We start from the raw sequence: 21,149 nt of genomic DNA, 5'->3' as shown, positions 1-21,149 counted from the left end.
CGTCGTAGAGTTGCGCGCACGCCACCCGCCGGACCCGATCGATTACGAGGCTCTTCCGTGCGCCGACGCTCGCTTCTCCTCGCCGCCGTACCCGCAGGACTGGTCACCCTCGCCGGATGCGGTGCCGACTCCCTCGACCCCTACAGTCCCGAGGCCTCGCCGTCGGCGTCCGCCGCGCCTCCGCCCAAGATCGTGGACGGGCCGCTGCCGGCGATCACGGCGGGCAAGAGGTTCGGCGAGAAGCCGACGGTCGCCAAGGGACCGGGCACCCCGTCGAAGAACCTCGCGGTCCGGACGGTGATCGCGGGCGGCGGGCGGACGGTCGCGGAGAACGAGTTCATCCGGGCGGACTACCTCGGCCAGATCTGGGACACCGGCAAGGTCTTCGACAACTCCTACGACCGCGGGCGTCCGCTGGTCATGCAGCTCGCCCAGGGCAGCATCATCGACGGCTGGCGGTACGCCCTCCAGGGCAAGAAGACCGGCAGCCGGGTCGAGATCGCCGTCCCGCCCACCTGGGGCTACGGCGCGGGCGGCAACCCGCAGGCGGGCATCGGGGGCACCGACACCCTGGTCTTCGTCATCGACCTGCTCGAGTCCTTCAACTCCAGGAGCTCCGCCAAGGGCACCCCGGTCCCGCAGACCGACACCGGCCTGCCCGAGGTGGGCACCGGCACCGACGGCAAGGCGCCGAAGGTCACCGTCCCCCGGGCGGCCCCGCCGAAGAAGCTCGTGTCGCGGTACGTCCTGGAGGGCGACGGTCCCGCGCTGAAGGCCGACCAGACGGTGCTGTGCCAGTTCCAGGGCCTGGTCTGGGACGGTGGCAAGACGTTCGAGCGGACGTACGGCTCGGGGCGGCTCAGCCAGTTCTCGCTGAAGCAGATGCAGGAGGCGGTCAAGGGCCTGGCCCAGGGCCTGACCGGCAAGAAGGTGGGCAGCAGGGTGTTGATCGTCGTCCCGCCCGAGCTGGGCTACGGCGACAATCCGCCGGACGGCGGAGCCATCAAGAAGGGCTCCACCCTCGTGTTCACGGTGGACATCCTCGCGGCGATGTAGCGCGGGGCCCGTGGCGGCCGGAAGGCCGGCGGGGTGAAAGACTGTCCGGGATTCATGCCGTACACACGCAGGAGCTTTTGACGTGAACATCGACAAGCCCGAGATCGACTTCCCGGAGGGCGCGCCCCCGGCCGACCTTGAGATCAAGGACATCTGGGAGGGCAACGGGCCGGTCGCGCAGGCGGGCCAGACGGTCACCGTCCACTACGTGGGCGTCGCCTTCAGCACCGGCGAGGAGTTCGACGCCAGCTGGAACCGCGGTACTCCGTTCAAGTTCCCGCTGGGCGCCGGCCGGGTCATCGCCGGCTGGGACCGTGGCGTGCAGGGCATGAAGGTCGGCGGCCGCCGCCAGCTGACCATCCCGGCCCACCTCGCCTACGGCGACCAGAGCCCGACCCCGGCGATCAAGCCCGGCGAGACCCTCATCTTCGTGGTGGACCTGCTCGGCGTCTGAGCCACGCCGGGGCGTCCCGGTCGCTGTCGACCGGCGCGCTCGGCGTCCGGAACGCCCCGCACCCGGCCGGCCGGAACCGGCCGCGCCGGGGCGCGCGGACCGGACCGGACGCGATCACGTGGGGCCCATGCCCGGCCGGGCATGGGCCCTCGGCTTTTGCCGATGCCCCGCGGAGCGGTACGGTCATCGGTCGGAAGCACCATAGGGAAGGCGAAGGGCGTCGATGGCCATTGCCAAGGCCGAGCGGCTGATGAACCTCGCGCTGTGTCTGCTCGGCGCGCGTCGGCCGCTCAGCAAGCGCGAGCTGCGCGAGTCCATCGAGGCCTATCTGGAGGCGGGCTCCGACGACTCCTTCAACCGCATGTTCGAGCGCGACAAGGACGACCTGCGCGAGCTGGGCCTGGTCATCGAGACCGTCGAGAACCTGGACGGCGAGGTCGGCTATCTCGCCCGCCGCGACAGCAACCGCTTGCCCCCCATCACCCTGGACGCCGAGGAGGCCGCCGCCCTTGGTCTCGCCGCCAAGGTCTGGCAGCAGGCCCGGCTGGCCGGCGCGGCCAGCGGGGCCCTGCAGAAGCTGCGCGCCGCCGGGCTGCCCGAGGACGTCGACCCGTACGGCGCGCACGGCGCCCTGGAGCCGCGCATCCCGGTGCACGAGGCCGCCTTCGAGCCGCTGATGCTGGCCTGCCGCGACCGCCGCACGGTCCTCTTCGACTACCGCAAGGCCACCGCCGCCCGCCCCGAGCCCCGGCACGTCGAACCCTGGGCGCTGGAGTGCTGGCGCGGCCACTGGTACCTGGCCGGATTCGACCGCGACCGGGGCGCCGAACGCGTCTTCCGGCTGTCCCGGATCACCGGCAAGGTCCGCTCCCGCGGTACGGGCTTCACCGCGCCGGTGCCGGACGTCGTCACCGTGCGCGAGACCGTCGCGAGCTGGGCCGGCGAGATCGCCGACCGCTCGGCGCTGATCCGGCTGCGTTCCGGCGCCGGTTACCCCCTTCGGGCGAAGGCCGTCAAGGTCCGGGAACTGGGTGACGGCTGGGACGAGTTGGAGATTCCGTACGGGCACGGCCTGGACGCCTGGCTGGTGGAGTTCGGACCGGACGTGGTGGTCCTGGAGCCGGCCGAGCTGCGGGCCGACGTGGTGGACCGGCTGCGCGCCGTGGCCGAGGGCTGAGGGGGAGCGGGACAGTGGCAGGCAAACCAGTCAGGACCGGCAACGCGATCGACCAGACCCGGCGGATGCTCTCCCTGGTGACGTATCTGCGCGAGCGCCCCGGCGCCCGGATCGCCGATGTCGCGCGCGCCTTCGGCATCAGCGAGGACGAGCTGGTCGCCGACCTCGATGTGCTGCCCATGTGCGGCACCAGCTTCCGCGGCGGCGATCTGCTGGACATCGACACCGACGGCGAGCGCATCTGGTGGCACAATCCGGCCGCGCTCGGCGAGGAGGCGGCCGAGCCGCTGCGGCTGGCCGCCGACGAGGCCACGGCCCTGCTGGTCGCGGCCCGCGCGGTGGCCACGCTGCCCGGCCTGCGGGAGGGCGACCGCCAGGCCCTGCTGCGGGCCACCGCCAAGGTGGAGGCCGCGGCCGGCGAGGCGGCCGGCGCCAGCTCCCGGCTGTCGGTGACCTTCGAGTCCGAGGGCGGCGTCTTCGCCGACGTCGACCGGGCGATCTCCGAGCGCCGCCGGCTGTGGATCCGCTACTACTCGCCGGCCCGCGACGAGGTCACCGAGCGCGAGATCGACCCCATCCGGCTGGTCAGCGTCGGCCACACCTATGTGGAGGCGTGGTGCCGCCGCTCGGAGGCCCGGCGGACCTTCCGGCTGGACCGGGTCGCCGAGATCAGGATCCTCGACGCGCCCTCGGCCCCGCCCGAGATAGAACTGCGCGACCTCTCCGAGGGCCTGGTGCAGCCGGCCGCCGAGGACCCGGAGGTCGTCGTCGAGGTCGGTCCCGGCGGTCGCTGGGTCGCCGAGTACTACCCGCACGACAGTGCCGACGAGCTTGACGACGGCGGGCTGCGCATCACCCTGCGCACCCCCGACCCGGCCTCCCTGCGCCGGCTGGCGCTGCGGCTCGGCCGCGACGGCCGGATCGTCTCGCCGCCCGAGCTGGCCGAGAGCGCCCGCCGGGCGGCCCGCGAGGCCCTCGCGGCGTACGACGTTCCCGCCGACGCGGTACGGGTGCCGTAGACCCGGCGCGGGTGCCGCGGGCGACCGGGGTCGCACGGCCACCGCGAACGGGGCCGTACGGCCCTGACGGCGAACGTCCGGGTGTGATCGGCTGCGACCAGAGGATTCGGCTGCTACCAGCGAACGACCAGGGGAAGAGGAGCGAGGGCCTGTGAGCGAGTCTCCGGAATCCGGCGTGGGTGAGATGACGGTGGCGACCGCCTTCGCGGGGATGAGGAGGGTGGCCCCCGTGGTGTTCAAGGCGGGCTGCCCGGACTGCCGGGGCCGCTTCGAGCTCGCCGCGAGCGCGCTGCGGCTCGCCATCGGCGCCAGCAGCCGGACGACGTTCTACTCCTTCACCTGCCCCGACTGCGGCGCAGCGGTCCGCAAACCGGCCGGGGAGCGGATCGTGGAACTGCTCACCGGGGGCGGGGTCAGGACCCTGCGACTGCACTCCAGGGTGTAGCGGACGGCCCGGCCGCCCGCCGTACGGGGACCGGCACGGTGCCGGCCACCGTACGGCCGGGTGCGGACCGGGGCGGCGGACCGTCTAGTCTCGACGTCATGTTCTGGCCGATGTTCGCCGTAGCCATGGGATTCCTGGGTCTCGCCGTCCTGGGGGTGCTCGCCGTCCGGGTGTTCGTGGCGGCGCGACGCCTCGGGCAGCAGGTGACGGACTCGGCGCGCCGTATCAGCCGGGCCGCCGAGGACCTGGAGCGGGCGAGCGTGAGCGCGGCCCGTGCCGTCGACACGCTGTGAACCGCGCCGGACGGTGGCTGTGAGACCAGCGATACAAGGGATTTGGGCCGCTTCGCCCTGTCATGCTGCCCTGCCGGGCAGGTACCCTGCTGGTCGCAGTGCGGAAAACGAGGCCCGCACTGCGGACCGGGAGTACGCACGGGGATTGCCTCACGTTTACCCCTGAGCGTTACGATCGCTGCCAGCACGACCATCGGACGCATGTCCGACTGGTCGGACAGCACCCCACCCAGCCGCCTCGGTGAGAAGGTAAAGATTCATGTTCGGTGGAAAAATCGGAGCTCCCGAGATCATTCTGATCCTCGTCGTCATCATCCTGCTGTTCGGCGCGAAGAAGCTCCCGGACATGGCGCGCTCACTCGGCAAGTCCGCCCGCATCCTCAAGAGCGAGGCGAAGGCGATGAAGGAAGAGGGCAAGACCTCCACCCAGGCGTCCGGTTCCACCGAGCAGTCCTCGGCCCAGCGCACCATCCAGGCGGCCCCCGGCGACGTGAGCAGCTCGCGCCCGGTCAACGAGCCGACGGATTCCGCCCAGCGCTGACACAAGGCCGGAGAGTCCCGGCCTGCCGCACGAGATGAGGACGTGGGTTGCTCAAGCCTGCCCGCAAGAAGGAGAAGGATCCCGAGGGGCGGATGCCCCTCGCGGATCACCTTCGTGAGCTCCGCAACCGGCTCGCGAAGGCGATGCTGGCCATCGTCATCGTGACGATCGTCGCGGCCTTCTACTACAACGACATCATCAACTTCCTGACGGAGCCGATCCTGGACTCCGTCGGCTGCCGGGAGACCTTCGCGGAGCTGGCCAAGTCCAGTGGCAAGACGCAGTGCGCGGAGATCACCATCAACGGTCTCCTCGCGCCGTTCACGCTCGCCCTGCAGGTCTCGCTGATGGCCGGCGTGGTGGCCGCCTCGCCGATCTGGCTCTTCCAGCTCTGGGCGTTCGTGGCGCCGGGTCTGCACCGGCACGAGAAGAAGTACGCCTACGCCTTCGTCTTCACCGGCGTCCCGCTGTTCCTCGGCGGTGGCTTCTTCGCGTACAAGCTGCTGCCGACCACCGCCAAGGTGCTGATCGACTTCACGCCGAACGGCGAGATCAAGAACCTGCTGCCGCTCGACGACCTGCTCCAGCTGGTCACCCGCATGGTGATCGTCTTCGGTCTCTCCTTCGAGCTGCCGCTGCTGCTGATCATGCTCAACCTCACCGGGGTGCTGACGGGCAGGCGCATGCTCAGCTGGTGGCGGGCCATGATCCTCGGCATCACGGTCTTCGCGGCCGTGGCCACCCCGAGCACCGACCCGCTGTCGATGGTGGCCCTCGCCGGGCCGATCTGGGTGCTGTACTTCGCGGCGGTCCTGTTCTCGCTCGTCAACGACAAGCGCAGGCGTCTGCGCGAGGCCGCGGGCCCCGCCGACGACGAGGCCGCCGAGCTGGACCTCACGCCCGAGGACATCGGCGAGGCCGAGCCGGTCTCCGCCGCCCGCGCGCTGCCCGAGCAGACGAGCACCGACCGGGTCAACGGCTACGACGACGTGACGTAACCGGCCGCCCCCCACCTTCACCGAGGCACCGCACGCGATGCCCCCGCCTCCCGGGTCCGTCCCGGGGACGGGGGCATCCGTCTGTACCGGAACCCTCCCGGGACCGACCCGCCGCCCCACCGTCGACGGCTCCCGCCGGCCCTCCGCGCGGGTTCCGGATAATGATCGTCGCGTTGTCAGTGAGGCCCGGTACGCTCGAAAGTACGATGACAGAGGATCTCTCACCGGCCGAGCGGTACGCGGCAGCCCGCAGGCGGGCAGCCGAGCAGGCCACCGCGCTCGCCTCCTTCCGCGAGATGTACGACTTCGGCCTCGACCCCTTCCAGATCGAGGCCTGCCAGGCACTCGAAGCGGGGAAGGGCGTACTGGTGGCCGCCCCCACCGGCTCGGGCAAGACGATCGTGGGCGAGTTCGCCGTCCACCTCGCCCTGAAGCAGGGCAAGAAGTGCTTCTACACGACGCCCATCAAGGCGCTGTCGAACCAGAAGTACGCCGACCTGTGCCGCCGCTACGGCACCGACAAGGTGGGCCTGCTCACCGGCGACAACAGCGTGAATTCCGACGCCCCGGTGGTCGTGATGACCACCGAGGTGCTGCGGAACATGCTCTACGCCGGCTCCCAGACCCTCCTCGGCCTCGGCTATGTGGTCATGGACGAGGTGCACTACCTCTCCGACCGCTTCCGCGGCGCCGTCTGGGAGGAAGTGATCATCCACCTCCCCGAGTCGGTGACGCTGGTCTCGCTCTCCGCGACCGTCTCCAACGCCGAGGAGTTCGGCGACTGGCTGGACACCGTCCGCGGCGACACCGAGGTGATCGTCTCCGAGCATCGCCCCGTGCCGCTGTTCCAGCACGTGCTGGCCGGACGGCGGATGTACGACCTGTTCGAGGAGGGAGAGGGCCACAAAAAGGCCGTCAACCCCGACCTGGTCCGCCTGGCCCGCATGGAGGCCACCAGACCGTCGTACCAGGACCGCAGGCGCGGCCGGGCGATGCGCGAGGCCGACCGGGAGCGGGAGCGCAGACAGCGCTCGCGGGTGTGGACGCCGGGCCGGCCCGAGGTCATCGAGCGCCTGGACTCCGAGGGCCTGCTCCCGGCCATCACCTTCATCTTCAGCCGGGCCGCCTGCGAGGCCGCCGTCCAGCAGTGCCTGTACGCGGGCCTCAGGCTCAACGACGAGGAGGCGCGGGACGAGGTCCGTGCCCTGGTCGAGGAGCGCACCGCCCACATCGCCCCGGAGGACCTGCACGTCCTCGGCTACTACGAATGGCTGGAGGGCCTGGAGCGGGGCATAGCCGCCCACCACGCGGGCATGCTGCCGACCTTCAAGGAGGTCGTGGAGGAGCTGTTCGTACGCGGCCTGGTCAAGGCGGTGTTCGCCACCGAGACCCTCGCGCTCGGCATCAACATGCCGGCCCGCTCGGTGGTGCTGGAGAAGCTCGTCAAGTGGAACGGCGAGCAGCACGCCGACATCACGCCCGGCGAGTACACCCAGCTCACCGGCCGCGCGGGCCGCCGGGGCATCGACGTCGAGGGCCACGCCGTGGTGCTGTGGCAGCGTGGCATGAGCCCCGAGCACCTGGCCGGTCTCGCGGGCACGCGCACGTACCCGCTGCGCTCCAGCTTCAAGCCGTCGTACAACATGGCGGTCAACCTGGTCGAGCAGTTCGGCCGGCACCGTTCGCGCGAGCTGCTGGAGACGTCCTTCGCGCAGTTCCAGGCGGACAAGTCGGTCGTCGGCATCTCCCGCCAGGTCCAGCGCAACGAGGAGGGCCTGGCCGGTTACAAGGCCTCCATGACCTGTCACCTCGGCGACTTCGAGGAGTACGCGCGGCTGCGCCGGGAGCTGAAGGACCGGGAGAACGAACTGGCCCGGCAGGGCGCCGCCCAGCGCCGGGCGGAGGCCGCCGTCGCCCTGGAGAAGCTGAGGCCGGGCGATGTCATCCATGTGCCCACGGGCAAGTACGCGGGCCTCGCGCTGGTGCTGGACCCGGGCCTGCCCGCGGGCCGTTCCAACGGGCACCGCGGCTTCGACCACCATGACGGGCCGCGCCCGCTGGTGCTGACAGCCGAACGGCAGGTCAAGCGGCTGGCGACGATGGACTTCCCGGTGCCGGTGGAGCCGCTGGACCGGATGCGGATCCCGAAGTCCTTCAACCCGCGCTCGCCGCAGTCCCGCCGGGACCTCGCCTCCGCGCTGCGCACCAAGGCCGGGCACATCCCGCCGGAGCGGGCCCGCAAGAAGCGCTCGCAGGCCGCCGACGACCGCGAGATCGCGCGGCTGCGCACGGCGCTGCGCGCGCACCCCTGCCACGGCTGCGACCAGCGCGAGGACCACGCCCGCTGGGCCGAGCGCTACCACCGGCTGCTGCGCGACACCTCGCAGCTGGAGCGGCGCATCGAGGGCCGTACGAACACCATTGCGCGCACCTTCGACCGGATCGTGGCGCTGCTGACCGAGCTGGACTATCTGCGGGGTGACGAGGTCACCGAGCACGGCAGGCGGCTCGCGCGGCTGTACAGCGAACTGGACCTGCTGGCCAGCGAGTGCCTGCGGGAGCGGGTCTGGGAGGGGCTGGGCCCCGCCGAACTCGCCGCCTGCGCCTCGGCGCTGGTGTACGAGGCACGGGTCGGCGACGACGCCATGGCGCCGAAGCTGCCCTCGGGCAAGGCCAAGGCGGCGCTCGGCGAGATGGTCCGGATCTGGGGCCGGCTCGACGCCCTGGAGGAGGAGTTCCGGATCAGCCAGACGGAGGGCGTCGGCCAGCGCGAGCCCGACCTCGGCTTCGCCTGGGCCGCCTATATGTGGGCCTCCGGCAAGGGGCTGGACGAGGTGCTGCGCGAGGCGGAGATGCCGGCCGGGGACTTCGTGCGCTGGTGCAAGCAGGTCATCGACGTCCTCGGGCAGATCTCCGCGGCCGCGCCCACGGAGGACTCGACCGTGGCCAAGGCCGCGCGCAAGGCCGTCGACCAGCTGCTGAGGGGCGTGGTGGCCTACTCGTCCGTGGGCTGATCCACCCCGCGTCCGCCAAGACCACTCGTCCGGGGGAACCGAGGCCGCACCTGTCCGGGTGCGGCCTCGCCTGCTTTTTCACTCGTTACGGTGAGTGACAATCGCACGCCTGTGCGCCGATACTGTCTGTGTGTGAACGACAGCGCAGTGTGCGCAAGGAGTCGAGCGTACTCCTGTCGAGGGCCGATTTCAGGTGCTTGCCGAAGATGACACGGCGTTGATCCGGTCGGGCTAAGCTCGCCCGCGGCGCACCGAGTTGAGGCAATTCGTGCACCTGTTCCCACATGTGAAGTGCGTCCCGACAGTTCCCCATACCTTCCCCCGCAAGCTCCACCCGACACCCAGCCGATTCGTTACAGAAGGCATCCATGGTGAGTGTTCAGAAGCCTCCCGGTCGCCGTGAACGGCCCTATGCGCGCGTGCTGTTGCCGCCGGCCATAGTGATGGCCGCGGCGGCCGGGGCCGCCGTCGCCCTGGTACCGCCCACGGCCCGGGTGGCCGTCGGCGTCTGCGGAGTGCTGGCCGTGCTGCTGGTCCTCGGCACGGCCGGGGAGGCCGCCCGGCGCGGCCGGCTGCTCCGCGAGGCACAGGCCGAACACGCCCGGCACGCAGCCCAGCTGCGACAGCAGATCGAGCTGCACCACCACCTGATGGACCACTTCGCCCAGAACGTGCTGCCCCTCGGCTTCATCCGGCTGCGTCGTGGCGAGGCGCTCCGCGACACCGTGCGCTACGTCTTCGACGAGGACCCCGAACTGCGCGGCCTGCCCGACGGCTACCGCGAACTGGTGCGCATCGCGCTGACCGGTGCCGACCACGAGATCTCGATGCGCGACGCCACCGAGCGCTCCTATGTGAGCATCGCCCGTCGCGTCCAGGCCATCGTCCACCAGCAGGCCAAGGAACTGCGCGAGATGGAGGAGGACCACGGGCGCAACCCCGAGGTCTTCGACGACCTGCTGCGCATCGACCACGGCACCTCGCTGATCGGCCGCCTCGCCGACACCATCTCCGTCCTCGGCGGCGGCCGGCCCGGCCGCCAGTGGCCGCTGCCGGTCTCCCTCTACAGCACGCTGCGCGGCGCGATGTCCCGCATCCTGGAGTACCGCCGCATCGAGCTGAGCTCCATCGTCAACATCAACATCAAGGGCACCGCGGTCGAGCCGGTCATCCACGCCGCCGCCGAACTCCTCGACAACGCCACCCGCTACTCGCCGCCGACCACCAAGGTGCACGTCACCGCCTCCGAGGTGCAGGCCGGCATCGCCATCGAGATCGAGGACGCGGGCGTCAGCCTCAGCGAGGAGTCCCGCGCCCGGATCGAGAAGGCCATCGAGGACGCCAGGAACCTCGACGACGCGGACAACCTCGGCGAGAACCCGCGCCTCGGCCTCGCCGTCGTCGGCCGGCTCTGCAAGCAGTTCGACATGGAGGTCTCGCTGCGCTCCTCCGCCTACGGCGGCGTCCGCGCGATCCTCATCGTGCCGCGCGTCATGACGACCACCGAGCCCGGTGTCGGCGTCGCCCACGGCATCGGCGCCACCGGCATCCCCAAGCCCGAACTCGGCGCCGTGGAAGGTCCCAAGCGCCCGCCCAAGACGCGCCGCCCCACCAGCCCCAAGATCCCCGCCGGAATCTCCCTGGAGGACGACATTCCGGAGGTCACCGAGTGGACCGCGACCGGGCTGCCGCAGCGCCGCAGCCGGGTGAAGACCCCGCTCAGCCAGCGGATCGCGGAACAGGCCGCCATCGAGCGCGCCGAGCGCGAGGGCAGGCCCACCATCTGGTCGCAGACCCGGACCGAGCCGGAACCCGAGCCCGAGATCGACCCCGAGCGCAGGAAGCTCATGGACCGGCCGATCGGCTCCGGGATCGAGGCCTTCTGGAAGGGCCTCAGGGAGGGCATGCCCCCGGACGCCACCGGTCCCGAGCTGACCGACTTCACCCGCAACCCGACCAAGTACCTGCATCTGCTCAAAGATCCGGCCGAATACGCCCAGGGCGGCACCGAGGCCGACGACGAGGGGGACCTCAAGTGATCCAGCAGCGAGCGAACCTGGACTGGATGCTCAAGCAGCTCAACGACGGCGTCCCGGGTATCGAGATGATCGTGGTCCTGTCCGCCGACGGACTGCGCATCGCCCGCTACGGCGGCGAGCCCGACGCCGCCGACCGGGTGGCCGCCGCCTGCGCGGGTGTACAGAGCCTGGCCGGCGCCATCATCCAGGAACTGCCGGGCGCCGGTGACATGAAGCTCGTGGTCTTCGAGATCGAGGGCGGCTACTTCTACCTGATGAACGCCGGCCCCAACGCCTACCTCGCCGTGCTCGCGGACGTCACCTGCGAACCGGGCCGGATGAGCGGCATGATGCGCGACCTCGTCGTCCGGATCGGCGCCCACCTCACCAGCCCGCCCCGGCGGAACGGGCAGACCGTATGACCCCTCCACGACGCAAGCGGCGCCGGCCGCAGCACCCGTCGCCCCCGTCGGCACCGGTCGCGAAACCGGCGGGCGGTGCGGAGAAACCCGGCAACCCCGAACGGCTCTACACCATCGCCGGATCGGCGGACGGCAAGCGCGCGGAACTCGACCTGGTGACGCTGATCGTGGCCCGCTCCGCGCCCCCGCTGTCCGCCTCCCCGGAGATGGCGGCCGTGCTCCGGCTGTGCACCGCCCCCCTGTCCATGGCCGAGCTCTCGGCCTATCTCCAACTGCCGTTCAGCGCGATGACCGTACTGATCACCGAGCTGATCCAGGCGGAGCTGGTGCAGGCCCGCGCCCCGATCGTCCGCCAGGCGGCTTTCGACCGTTCCCTCCTCGAAGCGGTGATGCATGGACTTCAAAGGCTCTGACACGATCCCCGGCCCGCGCACCGAGGATCATCTGCCGCACACGGCCCAGGCCGCGGTGAAGATCGTCATTGTGGGCGGGTTCGGCGTCGGCAAGACCACCATGGTCGGCTCCGTCAGCGAGATCAGGCCGCTGACCACCGAGGAGACCATGACCCAGGCCGGCATCGGCGTGGACGACGACTACGGCTCCGAGTCCAAGACGGCCACCACCGTGGCCATGGACTTCGGCCGCATCCAGATCACCGACCAACTGGTGCTCTACCTCTTCGGCACGCCCGGCCAGGAGCGCTTCTGGTTCCTGTGGAACGGCCTGTTCGAGGGCGCCCTCGGCGCGGTCGTCCTGGTCGACACCCGGCGCCTGGAGGTCAGCTTCGACGTCATGGGCCGGCTGGAGGAACGCGGCGTGCCCTTCGTCGTCGCCGTCAACTCCTTCCCGGACGCGCCCCGTTACCCGGTCGAGGAACTGCGCACGGCCCTGGACCTGGGCCCGGAGATCCCGATCATCGAGTGCGATGTGCGCCGCCGGGCCTCCAGCAAGGACGTGCTGCTCACCCTCACCCGCTTCCTGCACTCCCTCGCCCTGTCCGGCGCCCTCACCTGACCCGCCGCCGGCCCACCCCACCATCCGTTTCCGGAGCGACACCACCGTGACGTCTGAATCTCCCTCCCTGACCGGCACAGATTCCCTCGCCCCGCCGCCGGGTTGCCCCGCGCACGGCCTCGGCGCCGGGGGGCCGCGGCGGCTCTACGGCCCCGACGCCGAAGACCTCGCCGGCCTCTACGAACGCCTGCGGGAAGAGCACGGCCCGGTGGCTCCCGTGCTGCTCCACGACGACGTACCCATGTGGGTGGTGCTCGGGCACGCCGAGAACCTGCAACTGGTGCGCAGTCCCTCGCAGTACACCCGGGACAGCCGGATCTGGACCCCGCTGAAGGACGGCCGGGTCAAGCCCGACCACCCGCTCATGCCGCACATCGCCTGGCAGCCCATCTGCTCGCACGCCGAGGGCGCCGAGCACGAGCGGCTGCGCGACGCGGTCACCGCGGCCATGGCCACCATCGACCACCGCAGCGTCCGCCGGCACATCGGACGCCACACCCAGGCCCTGGTCAACGGCTTCTGCGAACGCGGACGGGCCGACCTGGTCTCCCAGTTCGCCGAGCATCTGCCGATGGCCGTGATGTGCGAGATCCTCGGCATGCCCGAGGAGTACAACGACCGGATGGTGCAGGCCGCGCGGGACGCCCTGAAGGGCACCGAGACCGCCATCCAGAGCCACACCTACGTCATGGACGCGCTCAGCCGGCTCACCACCCGGCGGCGCACCCGGCCCGAGGACGACTTCACCAGTCACCTCATCGGCCACCCGGCCGGACTGACCGACGACGAGGTCCGCGAACACCTGCGGCTCGTCCTGTTCGCCGCCTACGAGGCGACGGCGAACCTCCTGGCCAACGCGCTGCGCATGGTCCTCACCGAGCCGGGTTTCCGGGCCCGGCTCAACGGCGGCCAGATGACCGTGCCGGAGGCGATCGAGCAATCCCTGTGGGACGAGCCGCCGTTCAGCACGGTCTTCGGCTACTTCGCCAAGCAGGACACCGAGCTGGGCGGCCGGCGCATCCGCAAGGGCGACGGGCTGCTGTTCGCGCCCGCCCCCGGCAACGTCGACCCGAAGGTGCGGCCCGATCCGTCGGAGAGCATGCAGGGCAACCGCTCCCACCTGGCCTTCGGCGGCGGCCCGCACGAGTGCCCCGGCCAGGACATCGGCCGCGCCATCGCCGATGTCGGCGTGGACGCGCTGCTGACCCGGCTGTCCGACATCCAGCTCGACTGCGCGGAGGAGGACCTGCGCTGGCGGTCGTCCATCGCCTCCCGGCACCTGGTGGCCCTGCCGGTGCGCTTCGAACCGAAGCCCCAGCAGGACGTGGACCTGCCGCCGCGGGCCATGCCGATCCCGCCGCAGCGCTCCAACTGGCAGGTCGGCGCGCTGAGCAGCGACCCGGCCCCGGCCGCCGAACCGCAGTCGGCGGCCCACCAGCCGCCGTCCGTACCGGAACCCGCCCCTGCGGCCCTCGAACCATCCCGTCCCCGCGGGCTGTGGCAGCGGCTCCTGCGCTGGTGGCACGGCGGCTGACACCCCCGGCCGGGCGTCAACCGTGGTGCGGCCGGGGCTCGCCGGACCAGTCGGTGTACGACGTCCAGGCGCTCAACTCGCGGCCGCTGGTGAAGGCGTGGTGCGTGCCGGTGACCGGGTCGGTGAACTCCAGCCGCCGGGCGAGCAGTTGCAGCGGACGCCGGAAGTCTCCGGCCGGCACCGGGCCGGTCACCTCGGGATACAGCGGATCGCCGAGGATGGGCACACCCAGCGCGGCCAGATGCACCCGCAGCTGGTGGGTCTGGCCGGTCGCCGGGACGAGCCGGTACCGGCCCAGCCCGGCCCGGTGACCAGCTAGTGCCACCCGGGTCTCGGCGTTCGGCTCGCCGGGGATCTCCCGGGCGGCCGGTACCCCGCGCTCCTTCACGATCCGGCTGCGCACGGTGCGGGGGAGCGCGAGCGAAGGGTCGTACGGGGCGACGGCCTCGTACTCCTTGCGTACCCGCCGGTCCCGGAACAGGGTCTGGTACGCGCCGCGTTCCTCGGGCCGCACGGTGAACAGCACCAGCCCGGCGGTGAGCCGGTCCAGGCGGTGCGCCGCCGTCAGCGTCGGAAGGCCCAGCTCGTGCCGGAGCCGGGCCAGCGCGGTCTGGGCTACATGCGAGCCGCGCGGGGTGGTGGCCAGGAAGTGCGGCTTGTCGGCCACCACGATGTGCTCGTCCCGGTACACCACCTCCACCGGGAACGGCACCGGCACCTCGGCGGGCAGCTCGCGGTGGAACCAGACGTACATTCCCGGCCGGTACGGGGCGTCCGGTGGTACGGCCCGCCCGTCGGCGCCGAACACCTGGCCGGCGGCGAACATCGCCTCCACCATGCCGGGACCGGCCCCGGTGAGCCGTTCCACCAGATGCTCCCGCACGGTGGCCCACGCCCCGCCGACGGGCAGCCGTACCCGTACGGGATCGACCCCGTCGCGTTGCGGGAGCGGGGCGGGTGGGGGCGGCGTACGGCGTCTCATCGGCGTCAAGGGTACGGCGGGGGCCGGAGCCGGGCGGAGCCAAGGGGGCGGTGGTGGTGAGGGGAGCGCGGGTGGCGTCAAGGAGGCGGTGACGCGGTCACCCGGGAATGCGGGGAAAAGGGTGGGACTCCGGGCGTGGGCCCGGCAAGATGTGGATCATGCCCTTTCTCGTCAAGCCGGTCCTGACCGCCGGCGCCCTGGCCAGGGTTCCGCAACCCACCCTTCCCGCCGCCGACGGCCTGGTCCTGCGTCCCTGGCGGGCCGAGGACGCGCCCGCCGTGTATGCCGCCTTCCAGGACCCGGCGATGCACCAGTGGCACATGCGGGCCTGCGACTCCGAAGAGGAGGCCGCCGGCTGGATCGCGCAGTGGCAGGCGTCGTGGGCGCGGGAGAACGAGGCCCAGTGGGCCGTCGTGGACGAACGGACGGACGAACTGCGGGGCCGGGTCGCGCTGCGGCAGATACTGCTCGGGGACGGCGTGGCCGAGGTGGCGTACTGGACGGTGGCGCGGGCGCGGGGGCAGGGCGTCGCCGCCCGGGCCGCCGCCGCGCTGTCCCACTGGGCCTTCGAGGAGATCGGCTTCCACCGCCTCGAACTCTTCCACGCCACCGCCAACGAGGCGTCCTGCCGGGTCGCCGCCAAGGCCGGTTTCGCCCTGGAGGGCACCAAGCGCAGCGCCCTCCAGCACCAGGACGGCTGGCACGACATGCACTTCCACGCGCGGGTGCGGGGGGACTGAGCCTGGGGTGGCGGGGGAGCGTGGTGGCGGGGTGCCCCAGGTGACTCGGGCGGCGTGAGGTGCGTACCCGGCGCACGCGGCCACCTCGGTGCGGCGCGCGCGTGGGCGGGTGGCGGAGGTGCGAACAGGCGGTCGCGCACGCGGGGGCCGGGAGAGCGGCGGTTCCTCGTGGTGGGGGCCGCCGCCCGTCACTCCGCTGTTCAGCCGTCGGCTCGCTCAGGCCCCGGCGTGCTCAGGCCGGGTCCGGCCCGGCTGATGAGATGGGTGCTCGCCCGCTCACGCCGCCGCCGTCGCCGTGCCGCCCTCCTGCTCGGCCTCGACCCGGGCGTTCCACTCGCGCTTGGAGGCCTGCCAGCCGTCCTCGTTGTGGCCGAGGCGCCAGTAGCCGGAGATCGACAGGTCCTCGCGCGGGATCTGGTGCTCGATGCGCAGCAGCCGGCGCAGTTCCTTGACGACGCCCGCCTCGCCGTGCACGAAGGCGTGCACCCGGCCCGGCGGGAACTCGAGCCCGCGCACGGCCTCCAGCAGGGCCTCGCCCACCGGCCGGTCGCCGCGGTGCAGCCAGACGACCTGTACCCCGGTGTCGATCTTCTGCTCCTCCTCGGGGCCGGAGACCTCGATGAAGGCGTGCGTGCGGGCGCCGGCGGGGAGGGTCTCCAGGGCCCGGGCGATGGCCGGCAGCGCGCTCTCGTCACCGGCGAGCAGATGCCAGTCGGCCTCCGGGTCGGGCGCGTACGCGCCGCCGGGGCCCATGAAGCGCACGGTCTCGCCGGGCCGCACGCGGGCGGCCCAGGGTCCGGCCAGGCCCGCGTCGCCGTGGATCACGAAGTCCAGCGTCAGCTCGCCCCGCTCCGCGTCCCAGTCGCGCACGGTGTACGTACGGGTCACCGGCCACTGCTCGCGCGGGAACTCGGCGCGGATCCGCTCCAGGTCGAAGGGCTCGGGGTAGCTCACACCGTCGGCGCCGAACAGCAGTTTGACGTAGTGGTCGGTGCAGGTGTCCGCGGCGAATCCGGCGAGGCCCGTGCCGCCGAGCACCACGCGCTGCATGTGCGGGGTCAGCCGTTCGGTACGCACGACCTGGGCGGTATGGGGCTTGCGCGGCTTTCGTCCCGGGCGCTCTGCCATGACGGCCTCCTGGCGGGGTTGGTTAGGTTTACCTAAGTTAACACCTCGGTGGAGGCAACACCCCTCTCATCAACGCCGATGCGAGTCTTTTGCCGGAATCTTTCGTTCGGTGTGGCCCACCGGCCCCCTGGGCCGCACCCGCCTCCTCGGCCCTTCGGTCCCTCGGCCCCGGCTCAGCTCGTCAGCGTGGTCAGCAGGCGGTCCAGCGAGCCGCCCAGCCCCCACCGGCGCGCCAGCTCCGCGAGTGCCGCCGGATCGCGCGGGGCGTCCGGCAGGGCGGTGCCGACCTTTGGCAGCGGCACGTCGTCGGCCACCCGCACCACCTTCGGCGCGACCGCCAGATACGGCCGGGCCTCGGTCAGCCGCTTGCGCTGCGACGGCGTCAGCTTCGCCCCCGGATCGTCGACCGCGGCCATGATCCCGGCCAGGTCGCCGAACTCGGCGAGCAGCTTGGCGGCCGTCTTCTCGCCGATCCCGGCCACGCCCGGCAGGCCGTCGCTGGGGTCGCCGCGCAGCAGCGCCAGATCCGCGTACCCGCGCCCGTCGACGCCATACTTCTCGCGCAGCACCGCCTCGTCGGTCACCTGGAGCGTGCCGACGCCCTTGAGCGGATACAGCACCCGGACCCCGCGCTCGTCGTCCACCAGCTGGTACAGGTCGCGGTCGCCGGTGACGATGTCGACCGGGCCCCGGGCCCGCGCGGTGAACGTGCCGATCACGTCGTCCGCCTCGTACTCCGCGACGCCCACGCGGGCGATGCCGATCGCGTCCAGCACCTCCTCGATCACCGGGACCTGCGGGGCCAGGGTGTCCGGCACCTCCTCCGCGTCCGGTGCGCCGGTGTGCTCCTCGGCGACCCGGTGCGCCTTGTAGGTGGGGATGAGGTCCACCCGCCACCGCGGGCGCCAGTCGGCGTCCATGCAGGCCACCAGGTGGTCCGGCCGGTGGTCCTTGACCAGCCGGTCGATGAAGTCCAGCAGCCCGCGCACCGCGTTGACGGGCGTGCCGTCCGGCGCGCGCACCGAGTCCGGGACACCGAAGTAGGCGCGGAAGTACAGCGAGGCGGTGTCGAGAAGCATGAGTCGTCCGGTCACGCACGCATCATGCCGCACGGCACCGACAGTGCCCCGCGGACCGGGAACGCGTTGCGTGACGCGCACTGCCGTGAGCCCGGCCACTTGCGGGTTTGCCCCGGCTTGACCTGGGGAGGCGCGGCCTCTGTCCTGTCCCCGGAGACGAGAGGTACGCGTGTCACCCAGGCTTGAGGCAGAGCACCTGTTCAAGGTGTTCGGAAGACGACCCGACGACGCGGTGGAGCGACTGCGGCGCGGCGCCGACCGGGCGGAGCTGCGCGCGGACGGCGCGACGGCCGCCGTGATCGACGCCTCCTTCCGCGTCGAGGCCGGCGAGATCTTCGTCGTGATGGGACTGTCGGGCTCCGGCAAGTCCACCCTGCTGCGCATGCTCAACGGGCTGCTGGAGCCGACCGCGGGCAGCGTGCGCTTCGACGGGCAGGACCTGACCGCGCTCGGCGACCGGGCGCTGCGCGAACTGCGCTCCAGGAAGATCAGCATGGTCTTCCAGCACTTCGCGCTGTTCCCGCACCGCAGCGTCCGCGACAACGCCGCCTACGGCCTGGAAGTGCAGGGCGTGCCCCGCGCCGAGCGCGAGCGCCGCGCCGACGAGGCGCTCGCCCTGTGCGGCCTGGCCGGCTGGGAGGCGTCCTGGCCCGACGAGCTGTCCGGCGGCATGCAGCAGCGCGTCGGCCTGGCCCGCGCCCTCGCCACCGACGCGGACCTGCTGCTGATGGACGAGTCCTTCAGCGCCCTGGACCCGCTGATCCGCCGCGACATGCAGGACCAGCTGCTGGAGCTGCAGAAGACCCTGAAGAAGACGATCGTCTTCATCACCCACGACCTCAACGAGGCCATGCGGCTCGGTGACCGCGTCGCCGTCATGCGGGACGGCCGCATCGTGCAGACCGGCACCGCGGAGGACATCCTGCTGCGGCCCGCGAACGACTACGTGGCCTCCTTCATCCAGGACGTGGACCGCTCCCGGGTGCTGACGGCGGGCGCGCTCATGGACACCTCGGTGACCTCCGACGCGCCGCTGTGCGGCTGCGAGACGGCGACCCGCGAGACGCCGTTCGCGGAGCTGTGCGCGATCAGCGCCCGGCTGTCCCACCGGGTCTCGGTGGTGGACGGCACGGGCCGGGTCGTCGGGGTGGTGGCGCGCCGGCGCCTGCTCGGCTTCCTCGGCGACACGACGACCGCCCCCGTGGCCTGCGACAACCCGGAGGGGAAGGTGGTCAGCCATGCCTAGGATCCCCCTCGGCGACTGGGTCGACTCCGGCGTGGACTGGCTGGTCGCCCACCTCTCCTGGCTGTTCGACGCCGTCAAGGCGGTCATGGAGGGCATGTACGACGGCATCGACGCCCTGCTCACCGCACCCCAGCCGCTGCTGATGGCCGGCATCCTCGCCGTCGTCGCCTGGTGGCTGCGCGGACTGCTCGCCGGTGTCCTCGCCTTCGCCGGGTTCGCCCTGGTCGACTCGCTCGACCTGTGGGACCGGGCCATGTCCACCCTCGCCCTGGTCCTGGTGGCGACCGTGATCGCCCTGGTGATCTCCCTCCCGCTGGGCATCTGGGCGGCCCGCTCCAAGGCGGTCAGCGCCGCCGTACGGCCGGTCCTGGACCTGCTCCAGACCATGCCCTCGATGGTGCTGCTGATCCCGGCCATGCTCTTCTTCGGGCTGGGCACCGCCGCCGGTGTGGTCGCCACCCTGATCTTCGCGCTCGCCCCCGGCGTCCGCATGACCGAGCTGGGCATCCGCCAGGTCGACGCCGAACTGGTCGAGGCCGCAGAGGCGTTCGGCACGACCCCGCGGAACATCCTGTGGCGGGTGCAGCTGCCGCTCGCCCTGCCGACCATCATGGCCGGCGTCAACCAGGTGATCATGTTGGGCCTGTCCATGGTCGTCATCGCCGGCATGGTCGGCACCGGCGGCCTCGGCGGTGCCGTCAACGAGGCCATCGGCCAGCTCGACATCGGCTACGGCTTCGAGGCGGGCGTCGGCATCGTCGTCCTCGCCATCTACCTGGACCGGGTCACCGGCGCGCTCGGCACCCAGCTCTCCCCGCTGGGCCGCAGGGCCGCCGTGAAGGCACGCACGCGCGCGTGGTCGTACCGTCCGCGCCCGGCCGTCGCCCTGGCCGGTGTGGTCGTCCTGGCCCTCGTCGCGGGCGGACTCGGCGTCTTCGGTCCCTCCGCGGGCACCTCCGAGGCATCCGGTACGGACGTCGGCAAGGGCAAGGAGATCCGGATCGGCTACATCCCCTGGGACGAGGGCATCGCCTCCACGTTCCTGTGGAAGGAGATCCTTGAGGAGCGCGGCTTCAAGGTGAGCACGGCCCAGTACGCGGCCGGCCCGCTCTACACCGGTCTCGCCACCGGCCAGCTCGACTTCCAGACCGACTCCTGGCTGCCCACCACGCACGCCGAGTACTGGTCGAAGTACGGCAAGCAGCTTGACGACCTCGGCAAGTGGTACGGCCCCACGTCCCTGGAGCTGTCCGTGCCCTCTTATGTCAAGGACGTGAACTCCCTGGCCGACCTGAAGGAGCACGCCTCCGAGTTCGACGGGAAGATCATCGGTATCGAGCCCAGCGCGGGCGAGATGAGCCTGCTCAAGAGCGAGGTGCTGAAGGAGTACGGCCTTCAGGACACGTACGACGTGGTCGACGGCTCCACCCCGGCCATGCTCGCCGAGCTGAAGCGCGCCTACGCCCGGCACCAGCCGGTCCTCGTCACCCTGTGGTCGCCGCACTGGGCGTACAGCGACTACGACCTGAAGAAGCTCAAGGACCCCAAGGGCGCCTGGGGCGAGGGCGACGGCGTGCACACCCTCGCCCGCAAGGGCTTCGCCGCCGACAACCCGCTGGTCGGCCGGTGGCTGAGGGACTTCTCGATGACCGAGGAGCAGCTGACCGGCCTGGAGGCACGCATCCAGCAGGCCGGCAAGGGAAAGGAGCAGGAGGCCGTCCGAGGCTGGCTGCGCGACCACCCCGGCCTGGTCGACAAGTGGGCCCCCGTCGCCAAGGCCGGCACCCACAGCGAGGCGGCCGGGTGACCTGACCGGCCCGGACCGCCTCCCGAGGGGCGGGTGCCGCCGGACGCGGAGCCGCGCCCGGTGCCGCCCGCCCCTCGGGCCGTTGCGGTCGCGGCACACTTCAGGCCAATCACCACGCGTGACGACCCCTGGCCCCGGCCCCCGGCCGGGGCCAGGCCGGCAGGCGTCTTCATCCGCCCGGA

General features: G+C 71.8%; 20 protein-coding genes. 17 read left to right on the top strand and 3 right to left on the bottom strand.

Going from position 1 to position 21,149, the window contains the following annotated elements; genetic code table 11:
• The first annotated feature begins 57 nt into the window (after positions 1-57).
• The 14 genes from Srubr_RS05690 (at position 58) to Srubr_RS05625 (ending at position 13,985) form a co-directional block, all read left to right on the top strand.
• The gene (locus tag Srubr_RS05690; protein WP_189996172.1) at positions 58-1,056 is read left to right on the top strand and encodes an FKBP-type peptidyl-prolyl cis-trans isomerase; all 999 of its coding nucleotides are present in this window, start codon (positions 58-60) and stop codon (positions 1,054-1,056) included.
• 82 nt (positions 1,057-1,138) lie between these two features.
• Complete coding sequence (locus Srubr_RS05685) at positions 1,139-1,510, top strand: FKBP-type peptidyl-prolyl cis-trans isomerase (RefSeq protein ID WP_189996173.1); 372 nt, start codon at positions 1,139-1,141, stop codon at positions 1,508-1,510.
• Positions 1,511-1,733: 223 nt separating this feature from the next.
• Positions 1,734-2,687, top strand: a complete 954-nt coding sequence (locus Srubr_RS05680) for a helix-turn-helix transcriptional regulator (RefSeq protein WP_189996174.1) — start codon at positions 1,734-1,736, stop codon at positions 2,685-2,687.
• Positions 2,688-2,701: 14 nt separating this feature from the next.
• The gene (locus tag Srubr_RS05675; RefSeq protein ID WP_189996175.1) at positions 2,702-3,706 is read left to right on the top strand and encodes a helix-turn-helix transcriptional regulator; all 1,005 of its coding nucleotides are present in this window, start codon (positions 2,702-2,704) and stop codon (positions 3,704-3,706) included.
• A gap of 184 nt (positions 3,707-3,890) precedes the next feature.
• The gene (locus Srubr_RS05670; protein ID WP_229926729.1) at positions 3,891-4,151 is read left to right on the top strand and encodes a hypothetical protein; all 261 of its coding nucleotides are present in this window, start codon (positions 3,891-3,893) and stop codon (positions 4,149-4,151) included.
• A gap of 98 nt (positions 4,152-4,249) precedes the next feature.
• Positions 4,250-4,444: a hypothetical protein gene (locus Srubr_RS05665; RefSeq protein ID WP_189996177.1), complete on the top strand. Its 195-nt coding sequence runs from the start codon at positions 4,250-4,252 to the stop codon at positions 4,442-4,444.
• Positions 4,445-4,703: 259 nt separating this feature from the next.
• Entirely contained in the window at positions 4,704-4,985 is a 282-nt protein-coding gene (gene tatA / locus Srubr_RS05660; RefSeq protein ID WP_030781297.1) for a Sec-independent protein translocase subunit TatA, read from the top strand.
• Positions 4,986-5,032: 47 nt separating this feature from the next.
• Positions 5,033-5,983: a twin-arginine translocase subunit TatC gene (gene tatC, locus Srubr_RS05655; protein WP_189996178.1), complete on the top strand. Its 951-nt coding sequence runs from the start codon at positions 5,033-5,035 to the stop codon at positions 5,981-5,983.
• A gap of 161 nt (positions 5,984-6,144) precedes the next feature.
• Positions 6,145-8,997 carry a DEAD/DEAH box helicase gene (locus Srubr_RS05650; protein ID WP_189996179.1) on the top strand — a complete coding sequence of 951 codons (2,853 nt, stop codon included), beginning with the start codon at positions 6,145-6,147 and terminating at the stop codon, positions 8,995-8,997.
• 368 nt (positions 8,998-9,365) lie between these two features.
• Positions 9,366-11,036, top strand: coding sequence for a sensor histidine kinase (locus tag Srubr_RS05645; protein ID WP_229926720.1), 1,671 nt, complete (start codon positions 9,366-9,368; stop codon positions 11,034-11,036).
• The gene (locus tag Srubr_RS05640) at positions 11,033-11,437 is read left to right on the top strand and encodes a roadblock/LC7 domain-containing protein (protein WP_030608271.1); all 405 of its coding nucleotides are present in this window, start codon (positions 11,033-11,035) and stop codon (positions 11,435-11,437) included. The genes Srubr_RS05645 and Srubr_RS05640 overlap by 4 nt, the downstream gene beginning before the upstream one ends.
• The gene (locus Srubr_RS05635; protein WP_189996180.1) at positions 11,434-11,850 is read left to right on the top strand and encodes a DUF742 domain-containing protein; all 417 of its coding nucleotides are present in this window, start codon (positions 11,434-11,436) and stop codon (positions 11,848-11,850) included. The genes Srubr_RS05640 and Srubr_RS05635 overlap by 4 nt, the downstream gene beginning before the upstream one ends.
• A complete protein-coding gene (locus tag Srubr_RS05630) occupies positions 11,831-12,451 on the top strand; it encodes a GTP-binding protein (RefSeq protein WP_030781273.1) in 621 nt (206 codons plus the stop codon). Before Srubr_RS05635 ends, Srubr_RS05630 begins: the two co-directional genes overlap by 20 nt.
• A 46-nt stretch (positions 12,452-12,497) precedes the next feature.
• Positions 12,498-13,985: a cytochrome P450 gene (locus Srubr_RS05625; protein WP_189996181.1), complete on the top strand. Its 1,488-nt coding sequence runs from the start codon at positions 12,498-12,500 to the stop codon at positions 13,983-13,985.
• Between the two features lie 16 nt (positions 13,986-14,001).
• Here the strand turns inward: Srubr_RS05625 and Srubr_RS05620 are convergent, their stop codons facing one another.
• The gene (locus tag Srubr_RS05620) at positions 14,002-14,967 is read right to left on the bottom strand and encodes a pseudouridine synthase (RefSeq protein WP_189996182.1); all 966 of its coding nucleotides are present in this window, start codon (positions 14,965-14,967) and stop codon (positions 14,002-14,004) included.
• 158 nt (positions 14,968-15,125) lie between these two features.
• On the opposite strand from Srubr_RS05620, the gene Srubr_RS05615 reads away from it, so the two are divergent.
• Positions 15,126-15,707 (top strand): GNAT family N-acetyltransferase, encoded by a 582-nt coding sequence (locus Srubr_RS05615; protein ID WP_189996183.1) that lies wholly within the window; start codon positions 15,126-15,128, stop codon positions 15,705-15,707.
• Between the two features lie 276 nt (positions 15,708-15,983).
• Here Srubr_RS05615 and Srubr_RS05610 read toward each other — a convergent pair whose 3' ends face one another.
• Both Srubr_RS05610 and Srubr_RS05605 read right to left on the bottom strand, forming a co-directional pair.
• On the bottom strand, positions 15,984-16,835 hold the full coding sequence (locus Srubr_RS05610; RefSeq protein WP_189996184.1) for a siderophore-interacting protein: 852 nt from the start codon (positions 16,833-16,835) through the stop codon (positions 15,984-15,986).
• Positions 16,836-17,008: 173 nt separating this feature from the next.
• Positions 17,009-17,929, bottom strand: a complete 921-nt coding sequence (locus tag Srubr_RS05605; protein WP_229926721.1) for a 5'-3' exonuclease — start codon at positions 17,927-17,929, stop codon at positions 17,009-17,011.
• Positions 17,930-18,083: 154 nt separating this feature from the next.
• Between Srubr_RS05605 and Srubr_RS05600 the strand changes: the two genes are divergently transcribed.
• A complete protein-coding gene (locus tag Srubr_RS05600) occupies positions 18,084-19,160 on the top strand; it encodes a quaternary amine ABC transporter ATP-binding protein (protein WP_189996185.1) in 1,077 nt (358 codons plus the stop codon).
• The gene (locus Srubr_RS05595) at positions 19,153-20,967 is read left to right on the top strand and encodes an ABC transporter permease/substrate binding protein (RefSeq protein WP_189996186.1); all 1,815 of its coding nucleotides are present in this window, start codon (positions 19,153-19,155) and stop codon (positions 20,965-20,967) included. The genes Srubr_RS05600 and Srubr_RS05595 overlap by 8 nt, the downstream gene beginning before the upstream one ends.
• Positions 20,968-21,149: the final 182 nt, after the last annotated feature.

It is taken from the genome of Streptomyces rubradiris (assembly GCF_016860525.1).
GTDB classification, from domain to species: Bacteria; Actinomycetota; Actinomycetes; order Streptomycetales; family Streptomycetaceae; genus Streptomyces; species Streptomyces rubradiris.
This window is presented reverse-complemented; position numbering and strand designations above follow the sequence as displayed.

What these genes read in the sequence shown, in the direction of transcription:
- Srubr_RS05680 (WP_189996174.1), top strand. Translation starts at nt 1,734, where the DNA reads ATGGCCATTGCCAAGGCCGAGCGGCTGATGAACCTCGCGCTGTGTCTG.
- Srubr_RS05670 (WP_229926729.1), top strand. Translation starts at nt 3,891, where the DNA reads ATGACGGTGGCGACCGCCTTCGCGGGGATGAGGAGGGTGGCCCCCGTG.
- Srubr_RS05665 (WP_189996177.1), top strand. Translation starts at nt 4,250, where the DNA reads ATGTTCTGGCCGATGTTCGCCGTAGCCATGGGATTCCTGGGTCTCGCC.
- tatA (WP_030781297.1), top strand. Translation starts at nt 4,704, where the DNA reads ATGTTCGGTGGAAAAATCGGAGCTCCCGAGATCATTCTGATCCTCGTC.
- Srubr_RS05650 (WP_189996179.1), top strand. Translation starts at nt 6,145, where the DNA reads ATGATCGTCGCGTTGTCAGTGAGGCCCGGTACGCTCGAAAGTACGATG.
- Srubr_RS05645 (WP_229926720.1), top strand. Translation starts at nt 9,366, where the DNA reads ATGGTGAGTGTTCAGAAGCCTCCCGGTCGCCGTGAACGGCCCTATGCG.
- Srubr_RS05635 (WP_189996180.1), top strand. Translation starts at nt 11,434, where the DNA reads ATGACCCCTCCACGACGCAAGCGGCGCCGGCCGCAGCACCCGTCGCCC.
- Srubr_RS05630 (WP_030781273.1), top strand. Translation starts at nt 11,831, where the DNA reads ATGGACTTCAAAGGCTCTGACACGATCCCCGGCCCGCGCACCGAGGAT.
- Srubr_RS05620 (WP_189996182.1), bottom strand. Translation starts at nt 14,967, where the DNA reads ATGAGACGCCGTACGCCGCCCCCACCCGCCCCGCTCCCGCAACGCGAC.
- Srubr_RS05615 (WP_189996183.1), top strand. Translation starts at nt 15,126, where the DNA reads ATGCCCTTTCTCGTCAAGCCGGTCCTGACCGCCGGCGCCCTGGCCAGG.
- Srubr_RS05610 (WP_189996184.1), bottom strand. Translation starts at nt 16,835, where the DNA reads ATGGCAGAGCGCCCGGGACGAAAGCCGCGCAAGCCCCATACCGCCCAG.
- Srubr_RS05595 (WP_189996186.1), top strand. Translation starts at nt 19,153, where the DNA reads ATGCCTAGGATCCCCCTCGGCGACTGGGTCGACTCCGGCGTGGACTGG.